22 protein-coding genes, 1 rRNA gene and 1 riboswitch are annotated in these 25,459 nt (G+C 70.6%); of the genes, 7 read left to right on the top strand and 16 right to left on the bottom strand.

Features of this window, described 5'->3' with window-relative positions; translation table 11 throughout:
* Positions 1 to 27 precede the first annotated feature (27 nt).
* The 3 genes from ACF1A1_RS25180 to ACF1A1_RS25170 all read right to left on the bottom strand — a co-directional run bounded on the left by ACF1A1_RS25180 (position 28) and on the right by ACF1A1_RS25170 (position 4,025).
* Positions 28 to 1,026 carry a carbohydrate ABC transporter permease gene (locus ACF1A1_RS25180; protein WP_392002926.1) on the bottom strand — a complete coding sequence of 333 codons (999 nt, stop codon included), beginning with the start codon at positions 1,024 to 1,026 and terminating at the stop codon, positions 28 to 30.
* 6 nt (positions 1,027 to 1,032) lie between these two features.
* On the bottom strand, positions 1,033 to 2,325 hold the full coding sequence (locus tag ACF1A1_RS25175; RefSeq protein WP_392003348.1) for an extracellular solute-binding protein: 1,293 nt from the start codon (positions 2,323 to 2,325) through the stop codon (positions 1,033 to 1,035).
* A gap of 161 nt (positions 2,326 to 2,486) precedes the next feature.
* Positions 2,487 to 4,025, bottom strand: a complete 1,539-nt coding sequence (locus tag ACF1A1_RS25170) for a glycoside hydrolase family 43 protein (protein ID WP_392002925.1) — start codon at positions 4,023 to 4,025, stop codon at positions 2,487 to 2,489.
* Between the two features lie 742 nt (positions 4,026 to 4,767).
* Between ACF1A1_RS25170 and ACF1A1_RS25165 the strand changes: the two genes are divergently transcribed.
* From ACF1A1_RS25165 to ACF1A1_RS25140, 6 genes are all read left to right on the top strand, one after another.
* Entirely contained in the window at positions 4,768 to 6,723 is a 1,956-nt protein-coding gene (locus tag ACF1A1_RS25165; protein ID WP_392002923.1) for an amino acid transporter, read from the top strand.
* A 377-nt stretch (positions 6,724 to 7,100) separates the two neighbouring features.
* A complete protein-coding gene (locus tag ACF1A1_RS25160) occupies positions 7,101 to 7,496 on the top strand; it encodes a molybdopterin-binding protein (RefSeq protein ID WP_392002922.1) in 396 nt (131 codons plus the stop codon).
* A 157-nt stretch (positions 7,497 to 7,653) separates the two neighbouring features.
* Complete coding sequence (modA, locus tag ACF1A1_RS25155) at positions 7,654 to 8,463, top strand: molybdate ABC transporter substrate-binding protein (protein WP_392002921.1); 810 nt, start codon at positions 7,654 to 7,656, stop codon at positions 8,461 to 8,463.
* Complete coding sequence (locus ACF1A1_RS25150; protein ID WP_392002919.1) at positions 8,460 to 9,335, top strand: ABC transporter permease; 876 nt, start codon at positions 8,460 to 8,462, stop codon at positions 9,333 to 9,335. The genes modA and ACF1A1_RS25150 overlap by 4 nt, the downstream gene beginning before the upstream one ends.
* The gene (locus ACF1A1_RS25145) at positions 9,332 to 10,417 is read left to right on the top strand and encodes an ABC transporter ATP-binding protein (RefSeq protein ID WP_392002918.1); all 1,086 of its coding nucleotides are present in this window, start codon (positions 9,332 to 9,334) and stop codon (positions 10,415 to 10,417) included. The genes ACF1A1_RS25150 and ACF1A1_RS25145 overlap by 4 nt, the downstream gene beginning before the upstream one ends.
* Before the next feature lie 28 nt (positions 10,418 to 10,445).
* Positions 10,446 to 10,865, top strand: a complete 420-nt coding sequence (locus tag ACF1A1_RS25140; protein ID WP_392002917.1) for a molybdopterin-binding protein — start codon at positions 10,446 to 10,448, stop codon at positions 10,863 to 10,865.
* A 53-nt stretch (positions 10,866 to 10,918) separates the two neighbouring features.
* On the opposite strand, the gene gcvP is transcribed toward ACF1A1_RS25140, so the two are convergent.
* Positions 10,919 to 13,804 carry an aminomethyl-transferring glycine dehydrogenase gene (gene gcvP, locus ACF1A1_RS25135; protein ID WP_392002915.1) on the bottom strand — a complete coding sequence of 962 codons (2,886 nt, stop codon included), beginning with the start codon at positions 13,802 to 13,804 and terminating at the stop codon, positions 10,919 to 10,921.
* Positions 13,805 to 13,979: 175 nt separating this feature from the next.
* Positions 13,980 to 14,075: riboswitch (glycine riboswitch) on the bottom strand.
* 114 nt (positions 14,076 to 14,189) lie between these two features.
* Between gcvP and ACF1A1_RS25130 the strand changes: the two genes are divergently transcribed.
* Entirely contained in the window at positions 14,190 to 14,570 is a 381-nt protein-coding gene (locus ACF1A1_RS25130) for a PRC-barrel domain-containing protein (RefSeq protein WP_392002913.1), read from the top strand.
* Between the two features lie 6 nt (positions 14,571 to 14,576).
* On the opposite strand, the gene ACF1A1_RS25125 is transcribed toward ACF1A1_RS25130, so the two are convergent.
* From ACF1A1_RS25125 to rrf, 12 genes are all read right to left on the bottom strand, one after another.
* Positions 14,577 to 15,023 (bottom strand): nucleotidyltransferase domain-containing protein, encoded by a 447-nt coding sequence (locus ACF1A1_RS25125; RefSeq protein WP_392002912.1) that lies wholly within the window; start codon positions 15,021 to 15,023, stop codon positions 14,577 to 14,579.
* A complete protein-coding gene (locus ACF1A1_RS25120) occupies positions 15,020 to 16,456 on the bottom strand; it encodes a DNA polymerase IV (RefSeq protein WP_392002910.1) in 1,437 nt (478 codons plus the stop codon). Before ACF1A1_RS25120 ends, ACF1A1_RS25125 begins: the two co-directional genes overlap by 4 nt.
* Positions 16,457 to 16,623: 167 nt before the next feature.
* Positions 16,624 to 17,268 (bottom strand): MerR family transcriptional regulator, encoded by a 645-nt coding sequence (locus ACF1A1_RS25115; protein ID WP_392002909.1) that lies wholly within the window; start codon positions 17,266 to 17,268, stop codon positions 16,624 to 16,626.
* A gap of 242 nt (positions 17,269 to 17,510) precedes the next feature.
* On the bottom strand, positions 17,511 to 17,984 hold the full coding sequence (locus ACF1A1_RS25110; RefSeq protein WP_004934251.1) for a bifunctional nuclease family protein: 474 nt from the start codon (positions 17,982 to 17,984) through the stop codon (positions 17,511 to 17,513).
* Positions 17,985 to 18,058: 74 nt separating this feature from the next.
* Positions 18,059 to 18,796 carry a MerR family transcriptional regulator gene (locus ACF1A1_RS25105; RefSeq protein ID WP_392002907.1) on the bottom strand — a complete coding sequence of 246 codons (738 nt, stop codon included), beginning with the start codon at positions 18,794 to 18,796 and terminating at the stop codon, positions 18,059 to 18,061.
* A 41-nt stretch (positions 18,797 to 18,837) separates the two neighbouring features.
* Positions 18,838 to 19,722 (bottom strand): FHA domain-containing protein, encoded by an 885-nt coding sequence (locus ACF1A1_RS25100; RefSeq protein ID WP_392003347.1) that lies wholly within the window; start codon positions 19,720 to 19,722, stop codon positions 18,838 to 18,840.
* 82 nt (positions 19,723 to 19,804) lie between these two features.
* Complete coding sequence (locus ACF1A1_RS25095) at positions 19,805 to 20,698, bottom strand: DUF881 domain-containing protein (RefSeq protein ID WP_392002906.1); 894 nt, start codon at positions 20,696 to 20,698, stop codon at positions 19,805 to 19,807.
* A gap of 5 nt (positions 20,699 to 20,703) precedes the next feature.
* The gene (locus ACF1A1_RS25090) at positions 20,704 to 21,036 is read right to left on the bottom strand and encodes a small basic family protein (protein WP_003988855.1); all 333 of its coding nucleotides are present in this window, start codon (positions 21,034 to 21,036) and stop codon (positions 20,704 to 20,706) included.
* Positions 21,033 to 21,938, bottom strand: coding sequence for a DUF881 domain-containing protein (locus tag ACF1A1_RS25085; RefSeq protein ID WP_392002905.1), 906 nt, complete (start codon positions 21,936 to 21,938; stop codon positions 21,033 to 21,035). The genes ACF1A1_RS25090 and ACF1A1_RS25085 overlap by 4 nt, the downstream gene beginning before the upstream one ends.
* A gap of 99 nt (positions 21,939 to 22,037) precedes the next feature.
* On the bottom strand, positions 22,038 to 24,533 hold the full coding sequence (locus tag ACF1A1_RS25080; RefSeq protein WP_392002904.1) for a sugar phosphate nucleotidyltransferase: 2,496 nt from the start codon (positions 24,531 to 24,533) through the stop codon (positions 22,038 to 22,040).
* Between the two features lie 113 nt (positions 24,534 to 24,646).
* Entirely contained in the window at positions 24,647 to 25,255 is a 609-nt protein-coding gene (locus ACF1A1_RS25075; protein ID WP_392002903.1) for a CDP-alcohol phosphatidyltransferase family protein, read from the bottom strand.
* Between the two features lie 109 nt (positions 25,256 to 25,364).
* Positions 25,365 to 25,459, bottom strand: a 5S ribosomal RNA gene (gene rrf / locus ACF1A1_RS25070); the annotation flags it as partial.

Raw genomic sequence — 25,459 nt, 5'->3', positions numbered from 1 at the left:
GAAGGGTTCGGCCGGTCTTGCGGGCGCTCACGAGCCGCCTCCTCGCAGGGTCGTGGTGGCCCCCTCCAGGTCGCGGCGGAGCACGAACCGCTGGTAGGCGAGGGCGAAGACGAGGCTGATGGCGAACATGGCCACGCTGATCGCGCTGGCGTAGCCGACCTGGTAGCGCTTGAAGCCGTACTGGAACATGGTCACGGCCATCGTCTCGGAGTGGTGGTCGGGGCCGCCCGCGGTGGTGACCCAGACCAGGTCGAACAGCTGGATGGAGCCGATGACGGACAGGAAGACGCTGATCCGCAGGGTCGGCGCGAGCAGCGGCAGGGTGACGTGGCGGAAGCGCTGCCAGGGGCCGGCCCCGTCGAGCAGGGCCGCCTCGGTCAACTCGGCCGGGATGGACTGGAGTCCGGCCAGGTAGAGCATCATGTGGAAGCCGAAGTACTTCCACATCATGACGAGGAAGAGGGTGGCCATGACGGTGGAGGGGTCGGCGAACCACTGCCCGCCCACTCCGTCCAGGCCGATCGCGCCGAGGACGTGGTCGGCGAGGCCGTCGTCCGGCGCGAAGATCATGGCGAACAGCACGCCGGTGATCGCCTCGGAGAGGATGTACGGCGCGAAGAACAGCATCCGGTAGACGGCCCGGCCGCGGATCCGCTGGTTGAGCGCGACCGCCAGGGCGAGGGCGAACGGCAGCTGGAGGGCGAGCGAGAGCACGACCAGGACCAGGCAGCGCCACAGGTCGCCGAGGAACACCGGGTCGTCGAAGAGCCGCGTGAAGTTGTCGCCGCCGATGTAGTCCTCGGGCATGCCGAAGCCGCCCCAGCGGAAGAACGAGGCGTACAGCGCGAAGAGCATCGGCAGCAGCACCAGCACGCCGAAGAGCACCAGGGCGGGCACCTGGAAGCCGACGGCGGTGAGCCAGTGCAGCGCGCGCCGCCGCGCCCGTCCCCGGGCGGCGCCGGCGGCCGGGGGCGGGAGGTCGGCGCCGGGGCCGCTCCGCTTGTCCGGGAGGTAGGTCGAGGTCATCGCGGACTACTGCTCTTCCTTCGCGACCTTGGTGATCGACTCGGTGACCTGCCGGGGTGACTTGGAACCGGCGATGAGGGCGGCGACGCTGTCGTTGATCTCCTGGCCGACGGCGGGCGCGTAGGCCTGGTCGAGGTAGAGCTGGAAGCCGGTGGCCGCCTTCAACTGGGTCTGTACTGCCTTGAGGTTGGGGTCGGTAAGGGCGCTCTCGGCGGCCGGCACCACGGGCAGCACGCCGGTCTTCTTGACCAGTTCGGTGTCGGTGGCGGCGGAGGCGAAGAACCTCAGGAAGTCGACGGCCGCCTGCGGAGCGCCGGCGCGCAGGGCGTGGCCGCCGCCTCCGCCGAACACCTCGGTGAGCGCGCCCTTGCCGCCCTCGACCTCGGGGAACGGGAAGAAGCCGAGGTTCGCGCCGAGTCCCTTGCCCGCGTCGGCCTCCACCACGGGGGCCCACTGGCCCATGAGTTCCATCGCGGCCTTGCCGTTGCCGACGGTGGCGGCCTGGCCGGTGGGGCTGGAGTAGGCGGCGCCGAGGAAGCCCTTCTGGAACGGCCGGAGGTCGACGAGGTCCTTCAGGTGCTGCCCCGCCTGGACGAAGCCCTCGCCGGTGAAGTCCTGGTCGTCGCTGGCCTTCTGGAGGGCGTCGATCCCGGCGGTGCGCATCGCGAGGTAGGCCCAGTAGTACATGCCGGGCCACTTCTCCTTGCCGGCCAGGGCGAGCGGGGTGATGCCGGCCGCCTTCAGCTTCCGCACGGCGTCGAGGAAGCCGGTCCAGGTGGTGGGGGGCGCGCTGATGCCGGCCTGCTGGAAGAGCGCCTCGTTGTACCAGAAGCCGATCATGCCGATGTCGAACGGGACGCCGTAGGCCTTGTCGTCGAACAGGTACGGCTCCCTGGCGACCGGCAGCAGGCCGTCCGCCCAGTCCTTGGTGCGGTCGGTGAGGTCCTCGACGAGTCCGGCGTCGATCTGCTGCCGCAGGACGCCGCCGCCCCAGGTGTGGAAGATGTCGGGCAGCTTCCCGGAGGCGGTCAGGGCCGTCATCTTCGACTTGTAGGCGTCGTTCTCCAGCTGGACGATCTTGATCTTGACCTTGGGGTTCTGGGCCTCGAACTGCCTGGCCAGGCCGGCCCAGACGTCCTTGGTCGGCTGGGTGGTGGAGATGTTCCACCACTCGATCGTGGTCGTCCCCGACGACCCTCCGTCCGAGTCGCCGCCGCAGGCGCTCAGTGCCGTCATGCTCAGACCGGCTGCGGCGGAGGCCGCCAGGAAGCCGCGGCGGGACAGTGCCGGGTCGCCCATCATGCGCTCCTTGGGTAGGGGACGGCACACCCATGTCCGTCCACCGGGATGTCGAAAGTTTCGAGCCAAATCCAGAAAGCTTCGCTGCTGCCGCACCCTAGAGACAGGCTCCAACGGGTGGCAACCCCTTGAACGCAGCGAATCCGGCGACGGCGGCTCGCTCAGCGGGACGGGCGGTGCTCGCACCAGTCGAAGGCCGCGACGCCCTCGGTGACGTACATCCCGATGACCCGGCCGGTGAAGCCACCGGCCACCTGGGTGGAGAGGTACCGGCCGTCGAGTTCGGCGAGCGGCACGGTGCCCTCCGCGGCGTCGACCGAGAAGGCGATCGTGTCCGGGCCGGCCGGACGGACGCCGGGAGCTTCCTGACCGGCGGACGTCACGGTCGGCGCCACCACGTCCGTCGTCCGGATGTCGGCGACGAGGGTGAGCGGCCCGGGCGGCACCGGCTGCCGCACCACCCACTGCCGTACGGGACCGATCCGGGCGACCACGCCGATCTCTCCCCCGCCCACCTCCAGGTCGTAGTGGTGGGCCTCGTCGAGGCGCACGGAGAGTCCCGCGCGCCCCGATCCGGGCTCCAGGCGGGCGGCCGTACGGCAGTCGGGATGGCGCTGGCGGCGGCCGACGAAGGTGTGCCCCGGACGGTCAAGGCTGTCGCCGGTCGCGGTGAGGGTCAGCCGGCCGCGCCGGGCGTCCAGCGACCAGGAGCCCTCGGGCCTGCGGCGCGGGGAGATCCAGTACGGCGCGAGGACCGGGGCGTCGAAGTCGTCGCGCTCCGGCTCGGGCGGGACGGGGTGCCAGGCGCCCGCGGGTGCGAGGTGCCGTTCCCGCACCGGACCCACCCGGGGCCAGCCGTCGGCCCACTCGACGGGGGTCAGGAAGGTCTCCCGGCCGAGCACGTGGAAGTGGGGGAACCAGCCGCGCGGACGCGTGCCGAGCAGTACCATCCACCAGCTGCCGTCGGCCGCCTCGACCAGGTCGGCGTGGCCGGTGCACTGGATCGGCAGACCGGTGCCGGCGTGGGTGAGGACGGGGTTCGCGGGGGCGGGTTCATAGGGGCCGAGGGGTGAGCGCGCCCGGGCGATGGACACGCTGTGACCGAGGGCCGTGCCACCCTCGGCGAGCAACAGATACCACCACTCCCCGATGCGGTACAGGTGCGGGGCCTCCGGGTGCTGGAGCCCGCTGCCGGACCACACCGGAACCGGTCCTTCGAGCACCTTGCCGGTCAGCGGGTCGATGCGGGCCACCCGCACCCCGGCGACCGCGCACCAGCAGCCGCCGTCCTCGTCCCAGGCGAGGTCGGGGTCGATGCCCGGCAGGTCGATCCACACCGGGTCGGACCACGGGCCCTCCGGCCGTTCGCTGGTGACGAGGAAGTTCCCGCCGCCCGCGACGTTCGTGGTGATCATGTGGAAGCGGCCGTCGTGGTGGCGGATCGTCGGCGCGTACACGCCGGCCGAGGCGGGCAGGTCGTCCGGCAGCGGCAGCTGCGCGGGCCGGTCGAGGACGTTGCCGATCTGCCGCCAGTGCACGAGGTCACGGCTGTGGAAGAGCGGGACCCCGGGGAAGTACTCGAAGCTGGAACAGACCAGGTAGTAGTCGTCGCCGACCCGGCAGACGCTGGGGTCGGGGTGGAATCCGGCGATGACGGGGTTGGCGTAGGTCCTGCCCGTCGTCTCTTCGTTCGTCCGCATGCGTGAGCCCCTCCGGGAGACCGAAGCGGTCGAAACATTCGGTCTCATCGACGAACATTACGGAGCGGACTGTAGGGCGCCGCCCGGGGAGAGACAAGGCCGCGTGCGCGTTCCCGGGCGGCGGGGTGGGTGTGGTGCGGGGCCTTCATCGTGCGAAGCGGTGGCCGTCGCCGAGCGGCTCGGTGCCGTGGTCGTCGGCGCGCGGGACCAGCCGCGCGGCGCGCGGAGGACGTCGGTCCCATCCCCGTCGGTCGTCGGTCCGTCTTCGAGGCTGTCGGGGCCTGTCGGCCGTCCGAGGCGCTCGGTCCGTCCGAGGCCGAGCGTCACACGCCGCGCTGGACACCTCCCCGCCCGCCCCGGCCGACCCGACACGGCCGGCCCGAACACCGTCCCGACGGACGCGACGTGGCCGAGCCGCACCCCTTCCGGACCGAGGCGACACGGCCTGGCCACACCCCGTCCGCCCACCCCACGCGGCCGACCAACCCGGCCGCCCATGACGCTGGGTGGCCACCCAGCGGCCCCCGCCACACCTGTCGCCCATGCGGCCCCGTCGACTCCGGTACCCCCCGCGAACTCCGCTCTTGACCCCACCCCACGCCCGCATACCCAGTCTTAACGGAAGCTTGACGCACGGAGCCCCCTCATCCGTGGGCCACTGCGTCACTCTCCGCTTACGCTGGTCCGGCCGTACCCGTGATGGCCGAAACCGCACGTCGAGCCGCACCGCAGGAGCACATGGATGGCCACCACCGAGCACCCACCGCCCAGTCGCCTGCGCGCATGGATGCTGGAAGGCCTGTCCGACATGGGCAAGGACGGCGGCCACCACGGCCCGCACGCCGCGGAACCGGAGCAGGTCCACCAGGGCCGGCCCTGGTACCGGGTGATGTGCCTGACCGGTGTCGACTACTTCTCGACCCTCGGCTACCAGCCCGGCATCGCCGCCCTCGCGGCCGGCCTGCTGTCGCCGATCGCGACCATCGTCCTGGTGATCGTCACCCTGGCGGGCGCCCTGCCGGTCTACCGGCGCGTGGCCGAGGAGAGCCCCCACGGCGAGGGCTCGATCGCCATGCTGGAGCGACTGCTGTCCTTCTGGCAGGGCAAGTTGTTCGTCCTGACCCTGCTCGGCTTCGCGGCCACCGACTTCCTGATCACCATCACCCTGTCCGCGGCGGACGCCTCGACCCACCTCGTCGAGAACCCGCACCTGACCGGCCTCCTGCACGACCAGCAGATGCTCATCACCCTCATCCTGGTGGCCCTGCTCGGCGCGGTCTTCCTCAAGGGCTTCCTGGAGGCGATCGGCGTGGCGGTCGCCCTGGTGGGCGTCTACCTGGCGCTGAACGTCGTCGTCGTGGTCGTCGGCATGTGGCACGTCGTCACCGAGGGGCATGTGATCACCGACTGGTCCAGCGCCCTGACCGCCGAGCACGGCAACGTCTTCGTGATGATCGGCGTGGCCCTGATCGTCTTCCCGAAGCTCGCGCTCGGTCTCTCCGGCTTCGAGACCGGCGTCGCCGTCATGCCGCACGTCAAGGGCGACCCGGGCGACACCGAGGAGCGGCCGGCCGGCCGCATCCGGGGCACCAAGAAGCTGCTCACCACCGCCGCCCTGATCATGAGCGGCTTCCTGATCACCACCAGCTTCGTCACCACCCTCCTCATCCCGGAGAAGGAGTTCGAGGACGGCGGCGACGCCAACGGCCGCGCGCTGGCCTACCTGGCGCACGACTACCTCGGCAACGTCTTCGGCACGGTCTACGACGTCTCGACGATCGCCATCCTGTGGTTCGCGGGCGCCTCCGCCATGGCCGGCCTGCTCAACCTGATGCCGCGCTACCTGCCCCGGTACGGCATGGCCCCGCACTGGGCCCGCGCGGTGCGCCCGATGGTGATCGTCTTCACCCTGATCGCCTTCCTGGTCACCTGGATCTTCGACGCCGACGTCGACGCCCAGGGCGGCGCCTACGCGACCGGTGTCCTCGTCCTGATCAGCTCCGCCGCCATCGCGGTGACCATCGCCAGTCACAAGGCCGGTCAGCGGAACTGGACGATCGCCTTCGCGGTGATCTCGGCGGTGTTCCTCTACACGACGGTCGCCAACGTCATCGAGCGCCCCGACGGCGTCAAGATCGGCGCCTGCTTCATCGCCGGCATCATCCTCGTCTCGTTCCTCTCCCGCCTGGCCCGCGCCTTCGAGCTCCGTGTGACGAGCGTGACGCTGGACGACATGGCGGAACGGTTCGTCCGGGACGTGGCCAGCCGGAAGATACGGTTCATCGCCAACGAGCCCGACCAGCGCGACCAGGCCGAGTACCGCGACAAGATCGAGCAGATCCGGGAGGACAACGACGTCCCCGGCGAGGACTTCGTCTTCGTCGAGGTCACGGTCGGCGATCCCTCGGAGTTCGAGGCGGGCCTGACCGTACGCGGCGAGATCCTGCACAACCGCTACCGCGTCCTGACCCTGGAGTCCTCCTCCATCCCCAACGCCCTGGCGGCCCTGCTCCTGCACGTCCGCGACACGACCGGCTGCACCCCCCACATCTACTTCGAGTGGACCGAGGGCAACCCCTTCGCCAACTTCCTGCGCTTCTTCCTCTTCGGCCAGGGCGAGGTCGCCCCGGTCACCCGTGAGGTGCTGCGCGAGGCGGAGCCCGACCGCGTCCGCCGTCCACGCGTCCACACGGGCTGACCGGGCCGGGGCCGTCGGGCCGGGCGGACGGCCCCCTCAGAGCCGGGGTGCGTCACCGGGCGTCGGCGTCCCTCACGGCACCCGGCCGCGTCACCAGCCGCAACGCGCCGCCCGCCCGTCCGAGGTCGCTGCGCAGGGTGTCGTGAGCGCCCGCTCGTCCAGCTCCTCGACGCCCGGCCGGCCATCCACCGCGGCGGGCGCGGCACGTCCACGACCCGGTCCCGATCTCCCCGGTCCAGGTCACGGTCCCGACCCCGGGCCAAGTCACGGTCCCGGTCCCGGTCCCCCACGGTCCCGGTCGTGACGCCACACCGCGTCACGCCCACCGGCCAACCCCACGTCCACCGCTCCCCTCCACCAGCCCTATCGTGGCCCGCATGCAGTCCTACACGATCGGCCAGGCGGCGCGGCTGCTCGGCGTGAGTCCCGACACGGCCCGCCGCTGGGCGGACGCGGGCCGGGTGGCGACCCACCGCGACGAGACCGGACGACGCCTCATCGACGGCAGGGACCTCGCCGCGTTCTCCGTCGAACTCGCGGGCTCCGGCAGCACCGAGGAGGGCACCTCCCACACCTCGGCCCGCAACGCGTTTCCCGGCATCGTGACCGCGATCAAACTCGGCGACGTCGCCGCCCAGGTCGACATCCAGGCCGGCCCGCACCGCCTCGTCTCCCTGCTGACCCGGGAGGCCGTCGAGGAACTGGGCCTGGAGGTCGGCATGGAGGCCACGGCCCGCGTGAAGTCGACAAACGTACACATCGACCGCTCCTGAGCCTCATGGTACGAACGCACATGCGCGGCCATGACCGCACCTCACCCCGCTCATGCGATGCCACAGGAGACTTACGGCTCGCACATGCGCCAGTATGATCGGCGTAGCGGGAGGGAGCCGCCGGCCTTCCCCGTCGAGGACAGAGGGAGTGCCCGCGATGACCCGTCCCGCGCGTCGGACCCGCCGGACCCTGCACGTGACGGGGACCGCGACCGCCGCGCTGCTGGCCCTGAGCGCGTGCTCGTCCCCGGGCTCGGGCTCGGGCTCCGCCCCCGACGCCTCGGCGCGGCTCTCCGGAACCGTCACCGTCTTCGCCGCCGCCTCCCTCCAGGAGAGTTTCACTACGCTGGGCCGGAAGTTCGAGAAGGCCCACCCGGGCACCGAGGTCACCTTCAACTTCGGTGGCAGCGACACCCTCGCCGCCAACATCACCGCCGGCGCCCCGGCCGACGTCTTCGCCGCGGCCAGCACCACGACCATGGCGATCGTGACCGACGGGCAGGACAACGCGACCACCCCGGTCACCTTCGCCCGCAACCAGCTGGAGATCGCCACCCTGCCGGGCAACCCCGACACGATCGCCTCACTCCAGGACCTCACCAGGCCCGGCCTGAAGGTCGTCCTGTGCGACAGGACGGTCCCCTGCGGCGCCGCCGCCCAGAAGGCCCTCGACGCGAGCGGCATCGAGCTGACCCCGGTCTCCTACGAGCAGGACGTCAAGGGCGCCCTGACGAAGGTCGAGCTGAAGGAGGCCGACGCCGCGGTGGTGTACAGGACCGATGTGCACACGGCGGGTGACAAGGTGGAGGGCGTGGACTTCCCCGAGTCGGCCGACGCCGTCAACGACTACCCGATCACCCTCCTGAAGGACGCGCCGAACGCCGAGGCGGCCAAGGCCTTCATCGCCCTGGTGCGCTCGACCGAGGGCCGACGGGTACTGTCCGAGGCCGGGTTCCTCGCGCCGTGACCGACCGAGGCCGGGTTCCCCACGTCACGCCGTCCCCGGGCAGGGCGGCCACCGCCGACACCCTCCGCGGCGGCCCACGGCGCGCCCGCATCCGTACGGGCGTGCCCCTCGCCCTGCTCCTCCCGGCCCTGCTCGGCCTGGCCTTCCTCCTGCTGCCCCTGGTCGCCCTCGTCGTGCGGGCCCCGTGGCACAGCCTGCCCGAGCAACTGACCAGCCCCGGGGTGTGGCAGGCACTCCGGCTGTCCCTGGTCTGCGCCACGGCGGCCACCGCGGTGAGCCTGGTGATCGGGGTTCCGCTGGCCTGGCTCCTGGCCCGCACGGACTTCCCCGGCCGGGGCCTCGTCCGGGCCCTCGTCACCCTCCCACTGGTCCTGCCCCCGGTCGTGGGCGGCGTGGCCCTGCTGCTCGCCCTCGGCCGCAACGGCGTGGTCGGGCAGTGGCTGGACTCCTGGTTCGGCATCACGCTTCCCTTCACCACGGCCGGCGTCGTCGTGGCGGAGACCTTCGTGGCGATGCCGTTCCTGGTCATCAGCGTCGAGGGCACCCTGCGCGCCGCCGACCCCCGTTACGAGGAGGCCGCCACCACCCTGGGAGCCTCCCGCTTCACCGCGTTCCGCCGGGTCACCCTCCCCCTGATCGCGCCGGGCATCGCGGCGGGCGCCGTGCTGGCCTGGGCCCGCGCCCTGGGCGAGTTCGGCGCGACGATCACCTTCGCGGGCAACTTCCCCGGCCGCACCCAGACGATGCCGCTCTCCGTCTACCTCGCCCTCCAGAACGACCCGGAGGCCGCGATCGCCCTCAGCCTGGTCCTGCTGGCCGTGTCGATCGCGGTCCTGGCAGGCCTGCGGGACCGTTGGATGACGACCTCGTGAACTCCACCACTTCCCACGCCACGGCAGCCGCCGCCCCGCACGGCGAAGGCCTCGACGCCCACCTCGTCGTGGACCGCGGCCCCTTCCGTCTCGACGTCACCCTGACCGCCGCCCCCGGCGACGTCGTCGCCCTCCTCGGCCCCAACGGCGCCGGCAAGACGACCGCCCTGCGCGCCCTCGCCGGCCTCGTCCCCCTCACCGGCGGCCATCTCCGGCTGGACGGTACGGCGTTGGAGCGTACGCCGCCCGAATCCCGCCCCGTCGGCGTGGTCTTCCAGGACTACCTGCTCTTCCCGCATCTGAGCGCCCTGGACAACGTGGCGTTCGGCCCCCGCTGCCACGGCGCGACCAAGGCGCAGGCCCGCGCCCAGGCCGCCGAGTGGCTTCAGCGCATGGGCCTCGCCGAACACGCCGGCGCCAAGCCCCGCCGCCTGTCCGGCGGTCAGGCCCAGCGCGTCGCCCTGGCCCGCGCCCTCGCCACCCACCCCCGGCTGCTCCTGCTCGACGAGCCCCTGGCGGCGCTGGACGCCCGCACCCGTCTGGAGGTGCGCGCCCAGCTCCGCCGCCACCTGGCCGAGTTCGAGGCCGTCGCGGTCCTCGTCACACACGATCCGCTCGACGCCATGGTCCTCGCCGACCGCCTGGTCGTCGTCGAGCACGGCCAGGTCGTCCAGGAAGGCACCCCGTCCGGCATCGCCCGCCACCCGCGCACCGACTACATCGCGCAGCTGGTCGGCCTGAACCTCTACCGGGGCCGGGCGGACGGCCACACGGTCCACCTCGACGCGGGCCCCGACCTCACCACCACGGAAGACCTCTCCGGGCCCGTCTTCGTGGCGTTCCCGCCGAGCGCGGTCACCCTCCACCGCGACCGCCCCACCGGCTCCAGCGCCCGCAACCTCTGGCGCTGCGAGGTGGCCGGCCTGGAGACCCACGGCGACCAGATCCGCGCCGACCTCACCGGCGAACTCTCCCTCGCCGCCGACCTCACCACGGTCGCCGCGGCCGAACTCGGCCTGCATCCGGGCACACCGGTCTGGGCGACCGTCAAGGCGGCACAGACCCACGCATACCCGGCATAGCGGTCATGGGGCCCTACGGTTGTCGTTCATGACCCTGAGCATCCGCAACCAGCTCCACGGCACCGTCACCGCCCTCGTCCCCGGCGAGGTGATGGCCACCGTCGGGATCCGCCTCACCGGCGGCCAGGCCCTCACCGCGGCGATCACCCGGGAAGCCGTGGCCGAGCTCGGTCTCGCCCCGGGCTCCGCGGTCCGCGCCCTGGTGAAGTCGACGGATGTCTCCCTCGCCACGTCCCGGATCGAGGGCCTCTCGATCCGCAACCAGCTCCCCGGAACGGTCACCGAGGTCACGGCCGGCGGCGCCCTGGCGTCCGTGAGGATCTCCGTCGAAGGCGGTGACCTGACCTCGGTGATCACCCAGGAGGCGGCCACCGACCTCGGCCTGGCGGCCGGCACCCCGGTGGTCGCCCTGATCAAGTCGACCGAGGTCTCGCTCATGACGGCCTGACACACCGAAGAGGCTCCCGCCCCGAACGGACGGGAGCCCCCGGCCCCGGTGGATCAGTCCTGGTACGCGTCCAGCGGCGGGCACGAGCAGACCAGGTTCCGGTCCCCGAAGGCCTGGTCGATGCGGCGCACCGGCGGCCAGTACTTGTCGGCGGCGGACACCCCGGCCGGGAAGACGGCCTCCTCGCGGGTGTACACGTGCTCCCAGTCCCCACCGAGCGCGGCCGCGGTGTGCGGGGCCTGGCGCAGCGGGTTGTCGTCGGCGGGCCACGCGCCGGAACCGACCTTCTCGATCTCCGCGCGAATCGCGATCATCGCCTCGCAGAACCGGTCCAGCTCGGCCAGGTCCTCCGACTCCGTCGGCTCGATCATCAGCGTCCCGGCGACCGGGAACGACATCGTCGGCGCGTGGAAGCCGTAGTCGATGAGCCGCTTGGCCACGTCGTCGACGCTCACCCCGGTCGCCTTGGTCAGCGGCCGCAGATCGATGATGCACTCGTGCGCGACCAGCCCGCCGGGGCCGGTGTACAGCACCGGGTAGTGCGGCTCGAGCCGCTTGGCGATGTAGTTGGCGGAGAGCACCGCCACCTGCGTCGCCCGCTTCAGCCCCTCGCCGCCCATGAGCCGCACGTACGCCCACGAGATGGGCAGGATCCCCGCGGACCCCCACGGGGCGGCCGAGATCGGCCCCACACCCGTCTCGGGCCCGGCCGCCGGCTGCAAGGGGTGGTTCGGCAGATACGGCGCCAGGTGCGACCGTACGGCCACCGGCCCGACGCCCGGACCGCCACCGCCGTGCGGGATGCAGAACGTCTTGTGCAGGTTCAGGTGCGAGACGTCACCGCCGAAGTGGCCCGGCTTGGCGAGCCCGACCAGCGCGTTGAGGTTGGCGCCGTCCACGTACACCTGCCCGCCGGCCTCGTGCACCTGGGCGCAGATGTCGGCGACGTGCTCCTCGAACACACCGTGCGTCGACGGATAGGTGATCATCAGCACCGCCAGCTCGTCGCGGTGCTTCTCGATCTTCGCCCGCAGGTCCTCGACGTCGATCTCGCCGTCCTCGGCGGTGTCGACGACGACGACCTTCATGCCGGCCATCACGGCGCTGGCGGCGTTCGTGCCGTGCGCGGACGACGGGATGAGGCACACGGTCCGCTGCTCGTCCCCGTTGGCCCGGTGGTACCCGCGTACGGCGAGCAGCCCGGCCAGCTCGCCCTGCGACCCGGCGTTGGGCTGGAGGGACACCTTGTCGTACCCGGTGACCTCGGCGAGACGTTCCTCCAGCTCACGGATGAGCGTGAGGTAGCCCTGCGCCTGCTCGGCGGGCGCGAACGGATGCAGCTGCCCGAACTCGGGCCAGGTCACCGGCTCCATCTCGGTGGTCGCGTTGAGCTTCATGGTGCAGGAGCCCAGCGGGATCATGCCCCGGTCGAGCGCGTAGTCCCGGTCGGCGAGCCGGCGCAGGTAGCGCAGCATCGCGGTCTCGGAGCGGTGCTGGTGGAAGACGGGGTGGGTCAGGATCGTGTCGGTGCGCAGCAGCCCGGCCGGCAGGGTGTCCTCGGTGACCGCGTCGAGCGCCTCGATGTCCGCGTCGACCCCGAACGCGCTCCAGACGGCGGCCACCTGGGCCCGCCCGGTGGTCTCGTCGCAGGCGATCGACACCTGGTCGGCGTCGACGAGGTGCAGGTTGACGCCGTTGCGCCGCGCCGCGGCGACGACCGCGGCGGCCTTCGCGGGCACGCGCACGGTCAGCGTGTCGAAGTACGCGCCGTGCACGACCTCGACGCCGCCGGCCCGGAGCCCCGCGGCGAGGACGGTCGCGTACCGGTGGATGCGCCGAGCGATCCCCTTGAGGCCCTCGGGGCCGTGGTAGACGGCGTACATCCCGGCCATGACGGCGAGCAGCACCTGCGCGGTACAGATGTTGCTGGTCGCCTTCTCCCGCCGGATGTGCTGCTCACGCGTCTGCAGCGCGAGCCGGTAGGCCTTGTTCCCGTCCGCGTCGACGGACACGCCGACGAGCCGCCCGGGAAGGCTGCGCGCGAACTTCTCGTGGACGGCCATGTAGCCGGCGTGCGGCCCGCCGAAGCCCATCGGCACACCGAACCGCTGTGTCGTCCCGACCGCGATGTCCGCCCCCAGCTCACCGGGCGACGTCAGCAGCGTCAGCGCGAGCAGATCGGCGGCGACGGTGACGAGCGCGCCCAGCTCATGGGCCTGCTCGATGACCGGCTTGATGTCGCGTACGGCCCCGGAGGCGCCCGGGTACTGGATCAGTACGCCGTTGATCTCCCGCGCGGCGATCCCGGCCGGAATGCCCTCACTGAGGTCGGCGACGACCACCTCGACGCCGGTCGGCTCGGCCCGGGTCTCGATCACGGCGATGGTCTGCGGCAACGCGTCCGCGTCGACCAGGAACAGACCCTTCTTGTTCTTGCCCATGCGCCGCGACAGCGACATCGCCTCGGCGGCGGCCGTGCCCTCGTCGAGCAGCGAGGCACCCGAGGTCGGCAGACCGGTGAGGTCGGCGACCATGGTCTGGAAGTTCAGCAGCGCCTCGAGCCGCCCCTGCGAGATCTCCGGCTGGTACGGCGTGTAGGCCGTGTACCAGGCCGGGTTCTCCATGACGTTGCGCAGGATGACGGGCGGCGTGAAGGTCCCGTAGTAGCCGAGCCCGATCATGGAGTCGAGGACCTCGTTGCGATCGGCGAGCGCACGCAGCTCGGCCAGCACCTCGGCCTCGGACCGCGCACCCGGCAGGTCCAGCGCGTCGGCGTTCTTGATCACATCCGGGACCGCGGCGGCGGTGAGCTCGTCCAGCGAGCCGTACCCGACCTGCGCGAGCATCTTGGCCCGCGCCTCCTGGTCGGGCCCGATGTGGCGCTGCTCGAAGGGGATTCCCTGTTCGAGATCGGAGAGCGGAATGCGATGGGCGGTCATTGCGGAGGCCTCCTGGTCTGACGCGACCTTCGAGGGGCACCACGGCACGGGTACCCGAACGGCCTCCCCCTCTGTCATCTCAACCTGAGAGCTTCACCGGCCGCCCGCGGGCGCCCGGCTTTCACCGTCGGTGAGAGCGGAAGCCGTCGACACCCGCCCTGCTTTCCAGAGTGACCTCGTCCATGCGGTACGTGAGCCTGAGAGATTCCGGGGAGGATTTGCTCCTTCGGCGCCTCCGGTGGTCTCCGGAGGACTCTCCCGCACGGGGTCAGCAGCCGTTGCCAGACTACCAGCGAGGTCAACGGCACCTCCTGTCGAGTGGCCGCCTTCCCCATTGTGCTCTTTTGTAGTGCTTACGAATGTGTTGCGACCAGTTGGAGGGCCCGTGCAGACCGACATCGATCCGCGCAACCTGATCGGCCGCAAGGCGTTCGACCGCAACGGCATCAAGATAGGGACGATCGACGAGGTCTACCTCGACGACGCGACCGGCGTACCGGAATGGGCGGCCATACGGACCGGCCTGTTCTCCCGGGACGCCTTCGTCCCCCTGGAGCCCAGCGAACTCGTCGACGGCGCCCTGCGCGTCCCCTTCGACCGCGCCCTCATCAAGGACGCCCCTGACTTCGGCGTGGGCCGCCACCTCTCCCCGGAGCAGGAACTCCAGCTCTACCACCACTACGGCCTCGACGTGGGCGCCCCGTCCCCGCTGCCGGACCACGACTTCGGCAGACTGGCCGGCACCGACGCCGTGGAGGAGACCTGACCCCGGTCAGGCGCAGGCCCGCACCAGCTCCGCGAGGACGCCGGCGGGGTCGTGCAGGATCCGGGCGCCGTCACTGACGACGCGCCGTGTACCGGCGTCGACGGGCTCGGTGCGCGCCCAGTCCGGGGAGCCGATGTTCAGCTCGACCTCCAGCCCGGACGCCGTGACGTGCCGCCACTCGGTGATGGGCCCCCACGCCTGGACGCGGATCACCTCACCCAGCGCCGGCTCACGGAGCCAGGCGTCGTCGGCGGCGTACCTCGACGCCTCCGTGGTGAGCACGACGAGATCGACGTCCGAGTCCGCCCGCGCGGTACCACGAGCCCAGGAGCCGACGAGCAGCACTCCGACGACGTCCCTCCGGCCCGCGGCCCACCGGGTGACCCGGTCCTCGACCTCCCTCATCTCGTCACGGCGCTCCGCGGACACCCCGGCAGTGCTCGCCCCCGTCATCGGACGCTCCCCGGTCGCCCCACCGTCACATCGGCCGACCCCTCCGGGATCGCCGGATCCGCCTCGTCCGCCGCGTCCGCCGTCAGGGTCCCCTCCGGTCTTCGCCGGACCAGCGGCAGCGGATCCGCCGGCTCCAGCTCGGGGTCGTCGATCCGGAACGTCCGCACCCGCCCCACCTCCGAATCGGGCGTCTCGAACCGCACGGTGACCCGCCCCAGGCCGCTGCCCTGGACCCAGCCGTGCCCCAGCTGGGCATGCCGTACATCCTGCCCGGGACGCCACTGGTGCTCCGTCGGCACCGCCGCCTCCTCCTGGGCGGGCTCGTCGGGAACCTCCTCCTCGGGTCCCTCCGCCCGCTCCTCGGCGGCCTGCGCGAACAGGTCCTCCTGCGTGAAGTCGGCCAGACCGCTGACGCCGACGCCGAGCAGCCGCACCCCGCCCGTCGTGTCCACCGCGTCCAGCAGCCGCACGGCCGCCTCCCGCACCACCGCCGGATCGTCCGTGGGCCCCCGCAGGGTCTCCGACCGGGTGAGAGTGGAGAAGTCGTACCGCCGCACCTTCAGCACGATGGTCCGCCCCGACAGACCGGCCCCCCGCAACCTGCGCACACACCGGTCCGCCAACCGCTGCACCTCCAGCTCCACCCGCACCCGGTCGTGGATGTCCACGTCGTACGTGTCCTCGACCGACACCGATTTGGCCTCCCGTTCCGCCACCACCGGCCGCTCGTCGCGCGCGAGCGCCATGGCGTACAACCCGTGCCCGTGGGCCTTGCCCAGCAGCCGGACCAGCTCGTCCTCACCCGCCTCGACGATCTCGTCGACCGTGGTGATCCCCGCCCGCCTCAGATGGTCACCGGTCGCCGGTCCGACTCCCGGCAGCGTCCGCACCGACAGCGGCCCGAGCAGGGCCCGCTCGGTGCCCGGCTCGATCAGCACCAGGCCGTCGGGCTTGGCCTGCTCCGAGGCGATCTTCGCGAGCATCTTGGAGGCGGCCAGCCCCACCGACCCCGTGAGCCCCGTGACGGCCCGGATGTCCGCCCGCAGCCGCTCCCCGGCCAGCCGCGCCGACTCACCGTCCCAGGCCGCTCCCCCGGCCTCCAGGTCCACGAACGCCTCGTCCAGACTCAGCGGCTCCACCAGCGGGGACAGCGCCCGCAGCAGCTCCATGACCTGATCGCTGATCGACCGGTAGAAACCGCCACGCGGCACGAGGAACGCGGCGTTCGGCGCCAGCCGACGCGCCTGGGCCATGGGCATCGCCGAGTGCACCCCGAAGGCCCGTGCCTCGTACGAGGCCGTCGCCACCACCCCGCGCGGCCCCAGACCCCCCACGACGACCGCCTTCCCGCGCAGACTCGGCTTGGACGCCTGCTCCGCCTGCGCGAAGAAGGCATCCATGTCGAGATGCAGGATCGTGGGCGCGTTTCTCACATCTCCGATGCTGCACCACGCCACTGACAATGGCGTCGCCCGGCCACCACCTGGTGGAAGGAGTCGGGCCGTGCCTTTCGGATCGGCCCGACTCGGGACTGCGGTACCTGGCTGACGCCGGTGCCCCGCGGCCCCCGGGATGATCCGAAAGACCCTGGAGAATCGGCCTAGACCGCCCGGTTCCGCCGCCGCGCGAGTTCGTCCGTCGGGTTGTGCCCGATGAGCGTCTCACCGGTGTCGACCCGTTCCCCGTGCAGCTGCGACAGCGCGTTCTCGACGTCCCGCCACACCACGCCCACGGCGATCCCGAAGATGCCCTGGCCACCCTGGAGCAGCGCATGGACCTCGTCCGGCGAGGTGCACTCGTAGACCGTGGCACCGTCGCTCATCAGCGTCATGCGCTCCAAGTCGCGAAAGCCGCGCTCCCGCAGATGCTGGACGGCAGTACGGATGTTCTGCAGCGACACGCCGGTGTCGAGGAACCGCTTGACGATCTTCAGGACGACGACGTCCCGGAAGCTGTACAGACGCTGGGTGCCGGAGCCGTACGCGGGCCGCACGCTCGGCTCGACGAGCCCGGTGCGCGCCCAGTAGTCCAGTTGCCGGTAGGTGATGCCGGCGGCCGCACAGGCCGTCGGACCGCGGTAGCCGATCTGCTCGGACGCCATGGACGTCGCCCCTCCGCTGCTCGGCACGGCCGCCGGTCGCTGCGGAGCGTGATCGGCCGCGCTGCTGTAAAGCGGGTACGGACCGCTTCCCCCGACACCGAGTCCGGGGGCACCCCCAGCCGTACCGTCGCCGCTGCTTCTCACGCCGACCTCCGTCCTTGACCTGCCTTCTCGACGGTAGGCAGTCACCAGGGGTGCGTCAACGATCGCCACACTCGGCACGCCGGGTGATAATCACCCTAAGAGTGGTTTCCCGCACCCCACCGCGGGGAAAGGCTAGCCGAATGCCCTGAGCGGAAGCCGTAGGACGCTCTCACGGGCCGCCGGCAATCGCCGGGAACGGGGCGCCTCCTTCCCTACGGCCCTCGCCTCCCGCCCTCGCCCGGCTACTGGTTGCTGGTGCCGAAATCCTCCGGCGAGATCTGGTCGAGGAACTCGCGGAACTTCTCCACCTCGTCCTCCTGCTCGTCCGGGATGGCGATGCCCGCGTCGTCGAGAACCGTGTCGCTGCCGTAGATCGGCGTCCCGGTGCGCAGCGCCAGCGCTATGGCGTCGGACGGGCGGGCGCTCACCTCGACACCGCTGGCGAAGACCAGCTCGGCGTAGAAGACGCCCTCACGCAGGTCCGTGATGCGCACTTCCGTGAGCTCCTGGCCGACGGCCTCCAGCACGTCCTTGAACAGGTCGTGGGTCAGCGGCCGCGCGGGGGCCATACCCTGCTGGGCGAAGGCGATGGCCGTCGCCTCCCCCGGCCCGATCCAGATGGGGAGGTAGCGGTCGCCTCCCACTTCACGCAGCAGCACGATCGGTTGGTTGGAGGGCATCTCGACCCGGACACCTACGACATCGAGCTCGTTCACACAGCAACCCTAGGCCGTGCTCGGGACGTTTGGGTAGTCGGGCCGGGAACGGGTGACCGATCCGGCCTCCCGCCTCACGGCAGCCGCACCCCGAGCGCGGTCTGCACGAGCGCCGCGTGCAGCCGGACCGTGAGGTCGGCGAGCTCCTTCGTGCGGGCCTGCGCATGGGCCCTGGTCTGCGGATTGCGGTGCCGCTTGAGCGGGGCGACCACCTGGTCCACGAGCCCCGCCTCGCGGTCGGCGGCGGCCTTCATCACCCGCAGATGCCGGGGCTCGATACCGAAGCGCCCCAGCTCGGCGATGAGTGAGGCGACCGTGGCCGCCTCGGCGTCGTAGACCCCGTCCTCCACCGGTGCGACGAGCCCGTACGACTCCCACTCCTCGAGTTCCCGCTCCTCGATCCCCGCGGCCGCCAGCAGCTCGGCCCGCCCGATGCGGGCGACCGTGGGCGCGTCGGACGGCTCGGCGACGGCTTCCCCGTCCCGCTGCCGGCCCACCGTCGGCAGCGGCACGGCCTCGCCGCGCTCCATGGCGTCCAGGTGCTCCCGGATCACCTTCAGCGGCAGATAGTGGTCCCGCTGCATCCTCAGGACGTGACCGAGACGCTCGACGTCCTCGGCGCTGAACTTGCGATACCCCGAAGGGGTCCGCTGCGGCTCGACCAGCCCCTCCGACTCCAGAAAGCGGATCTTGGAGATCGTGACTTCGGGGAACTCGTCGCGCAGCACGTTCAGCACCGTGCCGATGCTCATCAGATCACCGTCCGCGGCGGCGGTGCCGTGTCCGGCACCGCCCCTCGGTGTTCGCAGCATGGACCTTCCCTGGGGGTCCCCCCGGACGAGTCCGGGAGAGGTCAGTAACCTCGCTGGCTCGCGTAGAAGACCAGCCGGTACTTGCCGATCTGCACCTCGTCACCATTGGACAGAGCGACCTCGTCGATGCGCTCCCGGTTGACGTACGTGCCGTTCAGGCTGCCGACGTCGGCCACCGTGAACGAACCGTCCGGGCGGCGCCGGAACTCCACATGGCGGCGCGAGACCGTCACGTCGTCCAGGAAGATGTCGCTCTGCGGGTGACGCCCCGCCGTGGTCAGGTCACCGTCCAGCAGGAAGCGGCTGCCCGAGTTGGGCCCCCGGCGCACGACCAGCAGCGCGGAGCCGAGCGGCAACGCGTCCACCGCGGCCTGCGCCTCGGGAGAGAGCGCCGGCAACTGGGTCTGGCCGGTGGTCTCGGAGTCGTAGGCCTCGAGGCCGGAGATGGAGATGGTGGAGGTCGTCTCCGACGCACGCTCGGGCGTCAGGCCCGGCCTCAACGGCGCGCCGCAGTTGGAACAGAAGCGGCTGTTCTCCGCATTGCGGTTACCGCACCTCGTACACACCAGGGCCGACATAGGGGAAAACCCTCCACCCGTACTTGAGGTTGACGGTTGTCCGAAACCTATGCCGCCGGACTGCGCAGGGTCAACCGACGCCCCGCCCTGGCCTCCGGAAATGTCACCACCCGGACCAGCCACCTGGTCCCGGAACAGCGGCCGCTGGCCCTCCGCGTCGGGCTGTGCGCGATGGCGGGCAGTGGCGTTGTCGCTGCCCTCTCGCGCGCTCTTGCCGAACAACTTCGCAAACAACTTCACGGGCGATTCCCCTTGACCGAAACAGACCCGCCCGTGGGGCAGGACGAACCCTGACTGAATAAACCGGCCGACCCGGACACCTTCACAACGTCCGTATCCACCAGACAGTTTCCACCACGCACCACCCGATCGGTGCGTCGACCCCCCGCAACGTCATGCCCCTGCCGGACGGCCCCCATGCACCCCCGGTTCACTGGGAGGACGACCGAGCGTAGTCAGGCTGCTCCGCCGCTCGCAAGGCGTCCACGACGATCTTGGTCGATCGCTCGACGGTCACGGTGGCCTGCTCCTTCTCAAGAGTCTGCACCACGCCTCCAGGGATGTTGAGCGCCGGTTCGAGGTCCTGCGGCTTGCCGATGACCTTGAAACGATAGGGCGCGTTGATCTTGTTCCCGTCGACGCTCACGCTCTTGCCGGATTCCGTCAGATACGTGCCGGCGACGACCCGCACACCGTTGATCTGTATCGCCTCCGCCCCTGCCGCGCGCAGCTCCTGGATCGCGTCGAGCAGCATGTCCGCCTCGACCGTCCCCTTCGTGTCCTCGATGGTCATCGTGATGCCGGGCCCCTGAGCCGCCACCGTGCCCGCCAGAATGCCGAGTTGCTTCTCCCTCTCGACCGTCTGCTTGCGGGCCTCCTCGGCCTGGTCGGAGCTGTTCTCCAGCTCCTGCCGCTGCTTTTCGAGCCCTTGCTTCTCGTCCTCAAGACGCTGACTTCGGTCATCGAGTTCATCGAGGATGCGGACAAGATCCTCCTGCCGCGCGCCGCGCAGGGCGTTACCACTGTCACTGTTGGAGGCGACCTGGACGGCCAGGCCGAAGCCCAGGCCGAACAACAGCACGGCGACGATGAGTTGGGCGCGTGTCACGCGCGGCGGCCACAGCCCCTTCACCAGCCGCTGCCGACCGGTCAGCCCGGGCTCGGAGGCCTCCCCGGCCGCTTCGTCCCGCGGAGCCACCCCAGGTACCTCCGCCGGCAACTCCTTGCGCAGCCTGGTCGTCGGCGTCTCGTCCCACTGCGTCCCGTTCTGACGGGTTTCATTCCGGGGCGTCCCGCCCCGGTTCGTCTCGTCCTTGTTGCTCATCGGCCTCACGCCCGGAACACGTGCCGGCGGATCGCCGCGGCATTGGAGAAGATCCGGATGCCGAGGACGACCACGACACCGGTGGACAGCTGCGCGCCCACGCCCAACTTGTCACCCAGGAACACGATCAGGGCCGCCACGACCACGTTCGACAGGAACGAGACGACGAAGACCTTGTCGTCGAAGATGCCGTCGAGCATGGCCCGCAGTCCGCCGAACACGGCGTCCAGCGCCGCCACGACGGCGATCGGCAGATAAGGCTCGACGACCGCCGGAACCTCAGGCCGGACCAACAGGCCGGCCACGACTCCCACGACGAGGCCCAGTACGGCGATCACGATGTGCCCTTCTCAGTTCTCGGCTGTGCTGTACGTACGATCACACTCGGTGCGGCGGGCAGCCGGACGTCCTCCTCCACGGAGAGGGCGGTCCGGATGCCGAAGTTCTCCTGCAGGGCGTGCAGATACAGCCCGTCGGCGCCGTCCTGGAACCGGGTGCTGAGGTTCTTGCCGTCCCCCACCGCGAGCACCGTGTACGGCGGCACCAGAGGCTTGTTGTCGACCAGTATCGCGTCGCCCGCGGCCCTGATCGCCGACAGCGCCGTCAGCCGCTGCCCGTTGATCGAGACGGCCTCGGCACCGGAAGCCCACAGCCCGTTCACCACGCGCTGCATGTCGCGGTCGCGCACCCGCCCCGTGTCGGAGAACCCGGTGGTCTCCCGGGGATCGCCGTCACCGCCCGTGGAGGCTTCCTTCGCGTCGTCCACGACCAGTCTGACCCCGGGGCCGTGCACCTCGACCGCGCCCGCCAGCACGCCCACCAGTTCCGCCTGGTCGCCGCCACCGCTGTCCCGGAGCGCCTCGCGCTGTCGCGCGCTCACGTCGTCACGCAGCTTGTCGACGGTGCCCTCGAGCTTGTCCGCCGCCTCCGTCTCGCGGTCGATGCGGTCGATCAGTTCCTCGCGCTCCTTGGCGACGACCGGAGCGGCGATGCGCGCCTGTGCCGCGCCCACGGTCACCACGAGGGCCGCGAGCACCAGCCCGGCGGCGAGGCCGAGCTTGGCCCGCAGCGTTCTGGGCATGCCGCCGGCGCCCTCGGCCTGCTTCCGGGCGGTGGCCTCGGCGTACCCGTCGTCGAGGCTGTGGTCCATGACGTTGGTGAGCAGCGACATGGACGCGTCCGGGCGCGACGGGCGCGCGGGGGTGCTCCGAACGGGGGGCTGCTGCGGCATGCCGCACATCGTCGCATGTCGCGGCCAGTGCCTCGGAACGGCCCCACCGGCGTGCCGGACAGGCCCCCTTGGGGACACTTGTCCGGCACGCCCGCGTGGTGCGTGCTGTCAGCGCCCGGCGCTGTCCACGACCGACGCCCACTCGTCCAGCAGGGCCTGCGCCGAGGCGTCGTCCGGGCCTTCGGCCCACAGGTGCGTGACGGCCTCGGCCGGGTCGGGGAGGACCATGACCCAGCGCCCGTCCGTCTCCACCACCCGCACACCGTCGGTGGTGTCCACGAAGCGGTCTCCGGCCGCTTCGACGACCCGCCGCATGACGAGCCCCTTCACGGCCCACGGGGTCGCCAGATCCCGCTTCAGGACGTGCGCCCGCGGAATCCTCGCGTCGATCTGGCTCAGCGTGAGCTGCGTCCGGGCCACGAGCCCGATCAACCGCACGAAGGCCGCCGTACCGTCGAAGACGCTGCTGAACTCCGGGACGATGAACCCGCCCTTGCCGTCCCCGCCGAAGATGGTCGACTCGTCGTGCCCGACCCGGGTCAGGTCGTCGGGCGAGGTCGTCGTCCACTCGACCTGCGTGCCGTGATACGCCGCCACCTGCTCGGCGATCCGGGTCGTGGTCACCGGCAGGGCCACCCGCCCGCTGCGCCGCTCGGCGGCCACCAGGTCGAGCATCACCAGCAGCGCCCGGTCGTCCTCGATGATCCGGCCCTTCTCGTCCACCAGGGACAGCCGCTCACCCACAGGGTCGAACCGCACACCGAACGCGGCCCTCGATGACGCCACTATCTCTCCGAGCCGCACGAGCCCGCGGCGCCGCATGTCGGCGGTCTCCGTCGGCCTGGACTCGTCCAGACCCGGGTTGATCGTCAGCGAGTCCACCCCGAGCTTCCCGAGGAGGCTCGGCAGCACAAGCCCGGCACTGCCGTTCGAGGCGTCGACCACGACCTTCAGACCCGACTCGGAGATCCCGGTCGTGTCCACGTTCCGCAGCAGCGACCCGGTGTACGAGTCGAAGACGCTGGCCGGGAAATGCAGGTCGCCGATCTCTCCCGGGAACGCACGCCGGTACTCCTGGCGCGCGAACACCCGGTCCAGCTTCCGCTGACTGCCCTGCGACAGATCGGCACCCTGACCGTCGAAGAACATGATGTCCACGGAATCCGGCACCCCGGGCGAGGTCCGGATCATGATCCCGCCGGCACTCCCCCGCGCGGTCTGCTGCCGCGCCACGGGCAGCGGTACGTTCTCCAGGTCCCGTACGTCGATGGCGCTGGCCTGCAACGCGGAGATGACCGCCCGCTTCAGTGCCCGGGCACCACGGGAGTGGTCGCGGGCCGTGGTGACGGTGGAGCCCTTCTTCAGCGTCGTGGCGTAGGCGCCGGCGAGACGCACGGCCAGCTCGGGCGTGATCTCGACGTTGAGGATCCCGGAGACCCCGCGGGCGCCGAACAGATGCGCCTGACCGCGCGATTCCCAGATCACCGACGTGTTGACGAACGCGCCGGCTTCGATGGTCTTGAACGGGTAGACCCGCACATTGCCCTGCACGATCGATTCTTCACCGATCAGGCATTCGTCACCGATGACGGCCCCGTCCTCGATCCGGGCCGCCCGCATGATGTCGGTGTTCTTCCCTACGACGCACCCGCGCAGATTGCTGTGCTGCCCGACGTACACGTTGTCGTGCACGACGGCCTTGTGCAGGAAGGCCCCGCTCTTCACGACGACGTTGGATCCGATGACGGAGTGTTCGCGGATTTCGGCGCCGGCCTCGACCTTGGCGTAGTCCCCGATATAGAGGGGCCCGCGCAGAACGGCGTCGGGGTGTACTTCGGCACCCTCGGCGACCCACACGCCCGGGGAGATCTCGAACCCGTCGAGCTCGACGTCGACCTTGCCCTCGAGGATGTCGGCCTGGGCCTTCACGTAGCTCTCGTGCGTGCCGACGTCCTCCCAGTAGCCCTCGGCGACATAGCCGTAGATCGGCTTGCCTTCCTTCATCAGCTGCGGGAAGACATCGCCGGACCAGTCGACGGGCACATCGGCCTCGACGTAGTCGAAGACCTCGGGCTCCATCACGTAGATACCGGTGTTCACGGTGTCCGAGAAGACCTGCCCCCAGGTCGGCTTCTCGAGGAACCGCTCGACCTTGCCCTCTTCGTCGACGATCGTGATGCCGAATTCCAGCGGGTTGGGCACCCGCGTCAGGCAGACGGTGACCAGCGCGCCCTTTTCCTTGTGGAAGTTGATCAGCTCGGTGAGGTCGAAGTCGGTCAGGGCATCGCCGGAGATGACGAGGAAGGCGTCGTCCTTCAACGCCTCCTCCGCGTTCTTGACGCTTCCCGCGGTACCGAGTGGCTTCTCCTCATTGGCATAGCTGAGCTCCATTCCGAGCTCTTCACCGTCACCGAAGTAGTTCTTGACCAGTGATGCCAGGAACTGGACAGTGACGACGGTCTCGGTGAGCCCATGCCTTTTGAGCAGCCGCAGAACGTGCTCCATGATCGGCCGGTTGGCCACCGGCAGGAGCGGCTTGGGCATGCTCGAGGTCATAGGGCGAAGGCGTGTGCCTTCGCCTCCGGCCATCACGACGGCCTTCATGTCGGAAGCGTCCTCCTTGAAGAGACGACGGTCTAGCCGACTTCACCCGTCCAGATTGTCCCGCACTTTTCCGCAGCGGGCCATCGAGCCACTCTTTCTGCCAATCGGAGAGCTCAGTCGGCCATGGCGTCCGCACGGACCAGGCGGCGGACTTGTACCACGTAGAGGACTCCTGCCCACCAGTAGAGCGTTGTACCCCATCCTGCGAACGCCCATCCGAAAATAGCAGCGAGTGACGCCAGCCACCCAGTTCCGTCACTGAGCAGCAGAAGTGGGAACGCGTACATCAGGTTGAAGGTGGCCGCCTTCCCGAGGAAGTTCACCTGAGGTGGCGGATAGCCGTGCCGCCTGAGGATGCCCACCATCACCAGCAGAAGCAGTTCTCGGGCGAGAAGTACAGCGGTCAACCAGACAGGCAGAATCTCCCGCCAGGTAAGACCGACCAGCGTCGACAGAATGTAGAGCCGGTCCGCAGCCGGGTCGAGCAGCCGGCCGAGGCTGCTGATCTGGTTCCAGCGCCGGGCCAGCTTGCCGTCCAGGTAGTCGCTGATCCCGCTCAGGGCCAGCACCAGGAGAGCCCAGCCGTCACTCCGCGGGCCTCCGAACTCAGGCCTGAGAATCAGCCACAGGAACAGAGGTACGCCGACGAGACGCGCCATGCTGAGGATGTTCGGGATGGTGAGCACCCGGTCCGTCTGAACGCGGGTCTCCTGAACCTCCACCCGGGGGCCTCCAGTAGGAAACGAGCCAACGATGCTCCCTGACCTTACCTCAACGCAAAAAAGCTCTGGCCCCTGGGTTACGTGCCCAAGAGCCAGAGCTCTAAAAGGAGTTCGGCGGCGTCCTACTCTCCCACAGGGTCCCCCCTGCAGTACCATCGGCGCTGTAAGGCTTAGCTTCCGGGTTCGGAATGTAACCGGGCGTTT

The sequence above is a fragment of the Streptomyces sp. NPDC014995 genome (assembly GCF_043080745.1).
Classification (GTDB): Bacteria; Actinomycetota; Actinomycetes; order Streptomycetales; family Streptomycetaceae; genus Streptomyces.
This window is presented reverse-complemented; position numbering and strand designations above follow the sequence as displayed.

What these genes read in the sequence shown, in the direction of transcription:
- ACF1A1_RS25180 (WP_392002926.1), bottom strand. Translation starts at nt 1,026, where the DNA reads ATGACCTCGACCTACCTCCCGGACAAGCGGAGCGGCCCCGGCGCCGAC.
- ACF1A1_RS25175 (WP_392003348.1), bottom strand. Translation starts at nt 2,325, where the DNA reads ATGGGCGACCCGGCACTGTCCCGCCGCGGCTTCCTGGCGGCCTCCGCC.
- ACF1A1_RS25170 (WP_392002925.1), bottom strand. Translation starts at nt 4,025, where the DNA reads ATGCGGACGAACGAAGAGACGACGGGCAGGACCTACGCCAACCCCGTC.
- ACF1A1_RS25165 (WP_392002923.1), top strand. Translation starts at nt 4,768, where the DNA reads ATGGCCACCACCGAGCACCCACCGCCCAGTCGCCTGCGCGCATGGATG.
- ACF1A1_RS25160 (WP_392002922.1), top strand. Translation starts at nt 7,101, where the DNA reads ATGCAGTCCTACACGATCGGCCAGGCGGCGCGGCTGCTCGGCGTGAGT.
- modA (WP_392002921.1), top strand. Translation starts at nt 7,654, where the DNA reads ATGACCCGTCCCGCGCGTCGGACCCGCCGGACCCTGCACGTGACGGGG.
- ACF1A1_RS25140 (WP_392002917.1), top strand. Translation starts at nt 10,446, where the DNA reads ATGACCCTGAGCATCCGCAACCAGCTCCACGGCACCGTCACCGCCCTC.
- gcvP (WP_392002915.1), bottom strand. Translation starts at nt 13,804, where the DNA reads ATGACCGCCCATCGCATTCCGCTCTCCGATCTCGAACAGGGAATCCCC.
- ACF1A1_RS25125 (WP_392002912.1), bottom strand. Translation starts at nt 15,023, where the DNA reads ATGACGGGGGCGAGCACTGCCGGGGTGTCCGCGGAGCGCCGTGACGAG.
- ACF1A1_RS25105 (WP_392002907.1), bottom strand. Translation starts at nt 18,796, where the DNA reads ATGCTGCGAACACCGAGGGGCGGTGCCGGACACGGCACCGCCGCCGCG.
- ACF1A1_RS25095 (WP_392002906.1), bottom strand. Translation starts at nt 20,698, where the DNA reads ATGAGCAACAAGGACGAGACGAACCGGGGCGGGACGCCCCGGAATGAA.
- ACF1A1_RS25085 (WP_392002905.1), bottom strand. Translation starts at nt 21,938, where the DNA reads ATGTGCGGCATGCCGCAGCAGCCCCCCGTTCGGAGCACCCCCGCGCGC.
- ACF1A1_RS25080 (WP_392002904.1), bottom strand. Translation starts at nt 24,533, where the DNA reads ATGAAGGCCGTCGTGATGGCCGGAGGCGAAGGCACACGCCTTCGCCCT.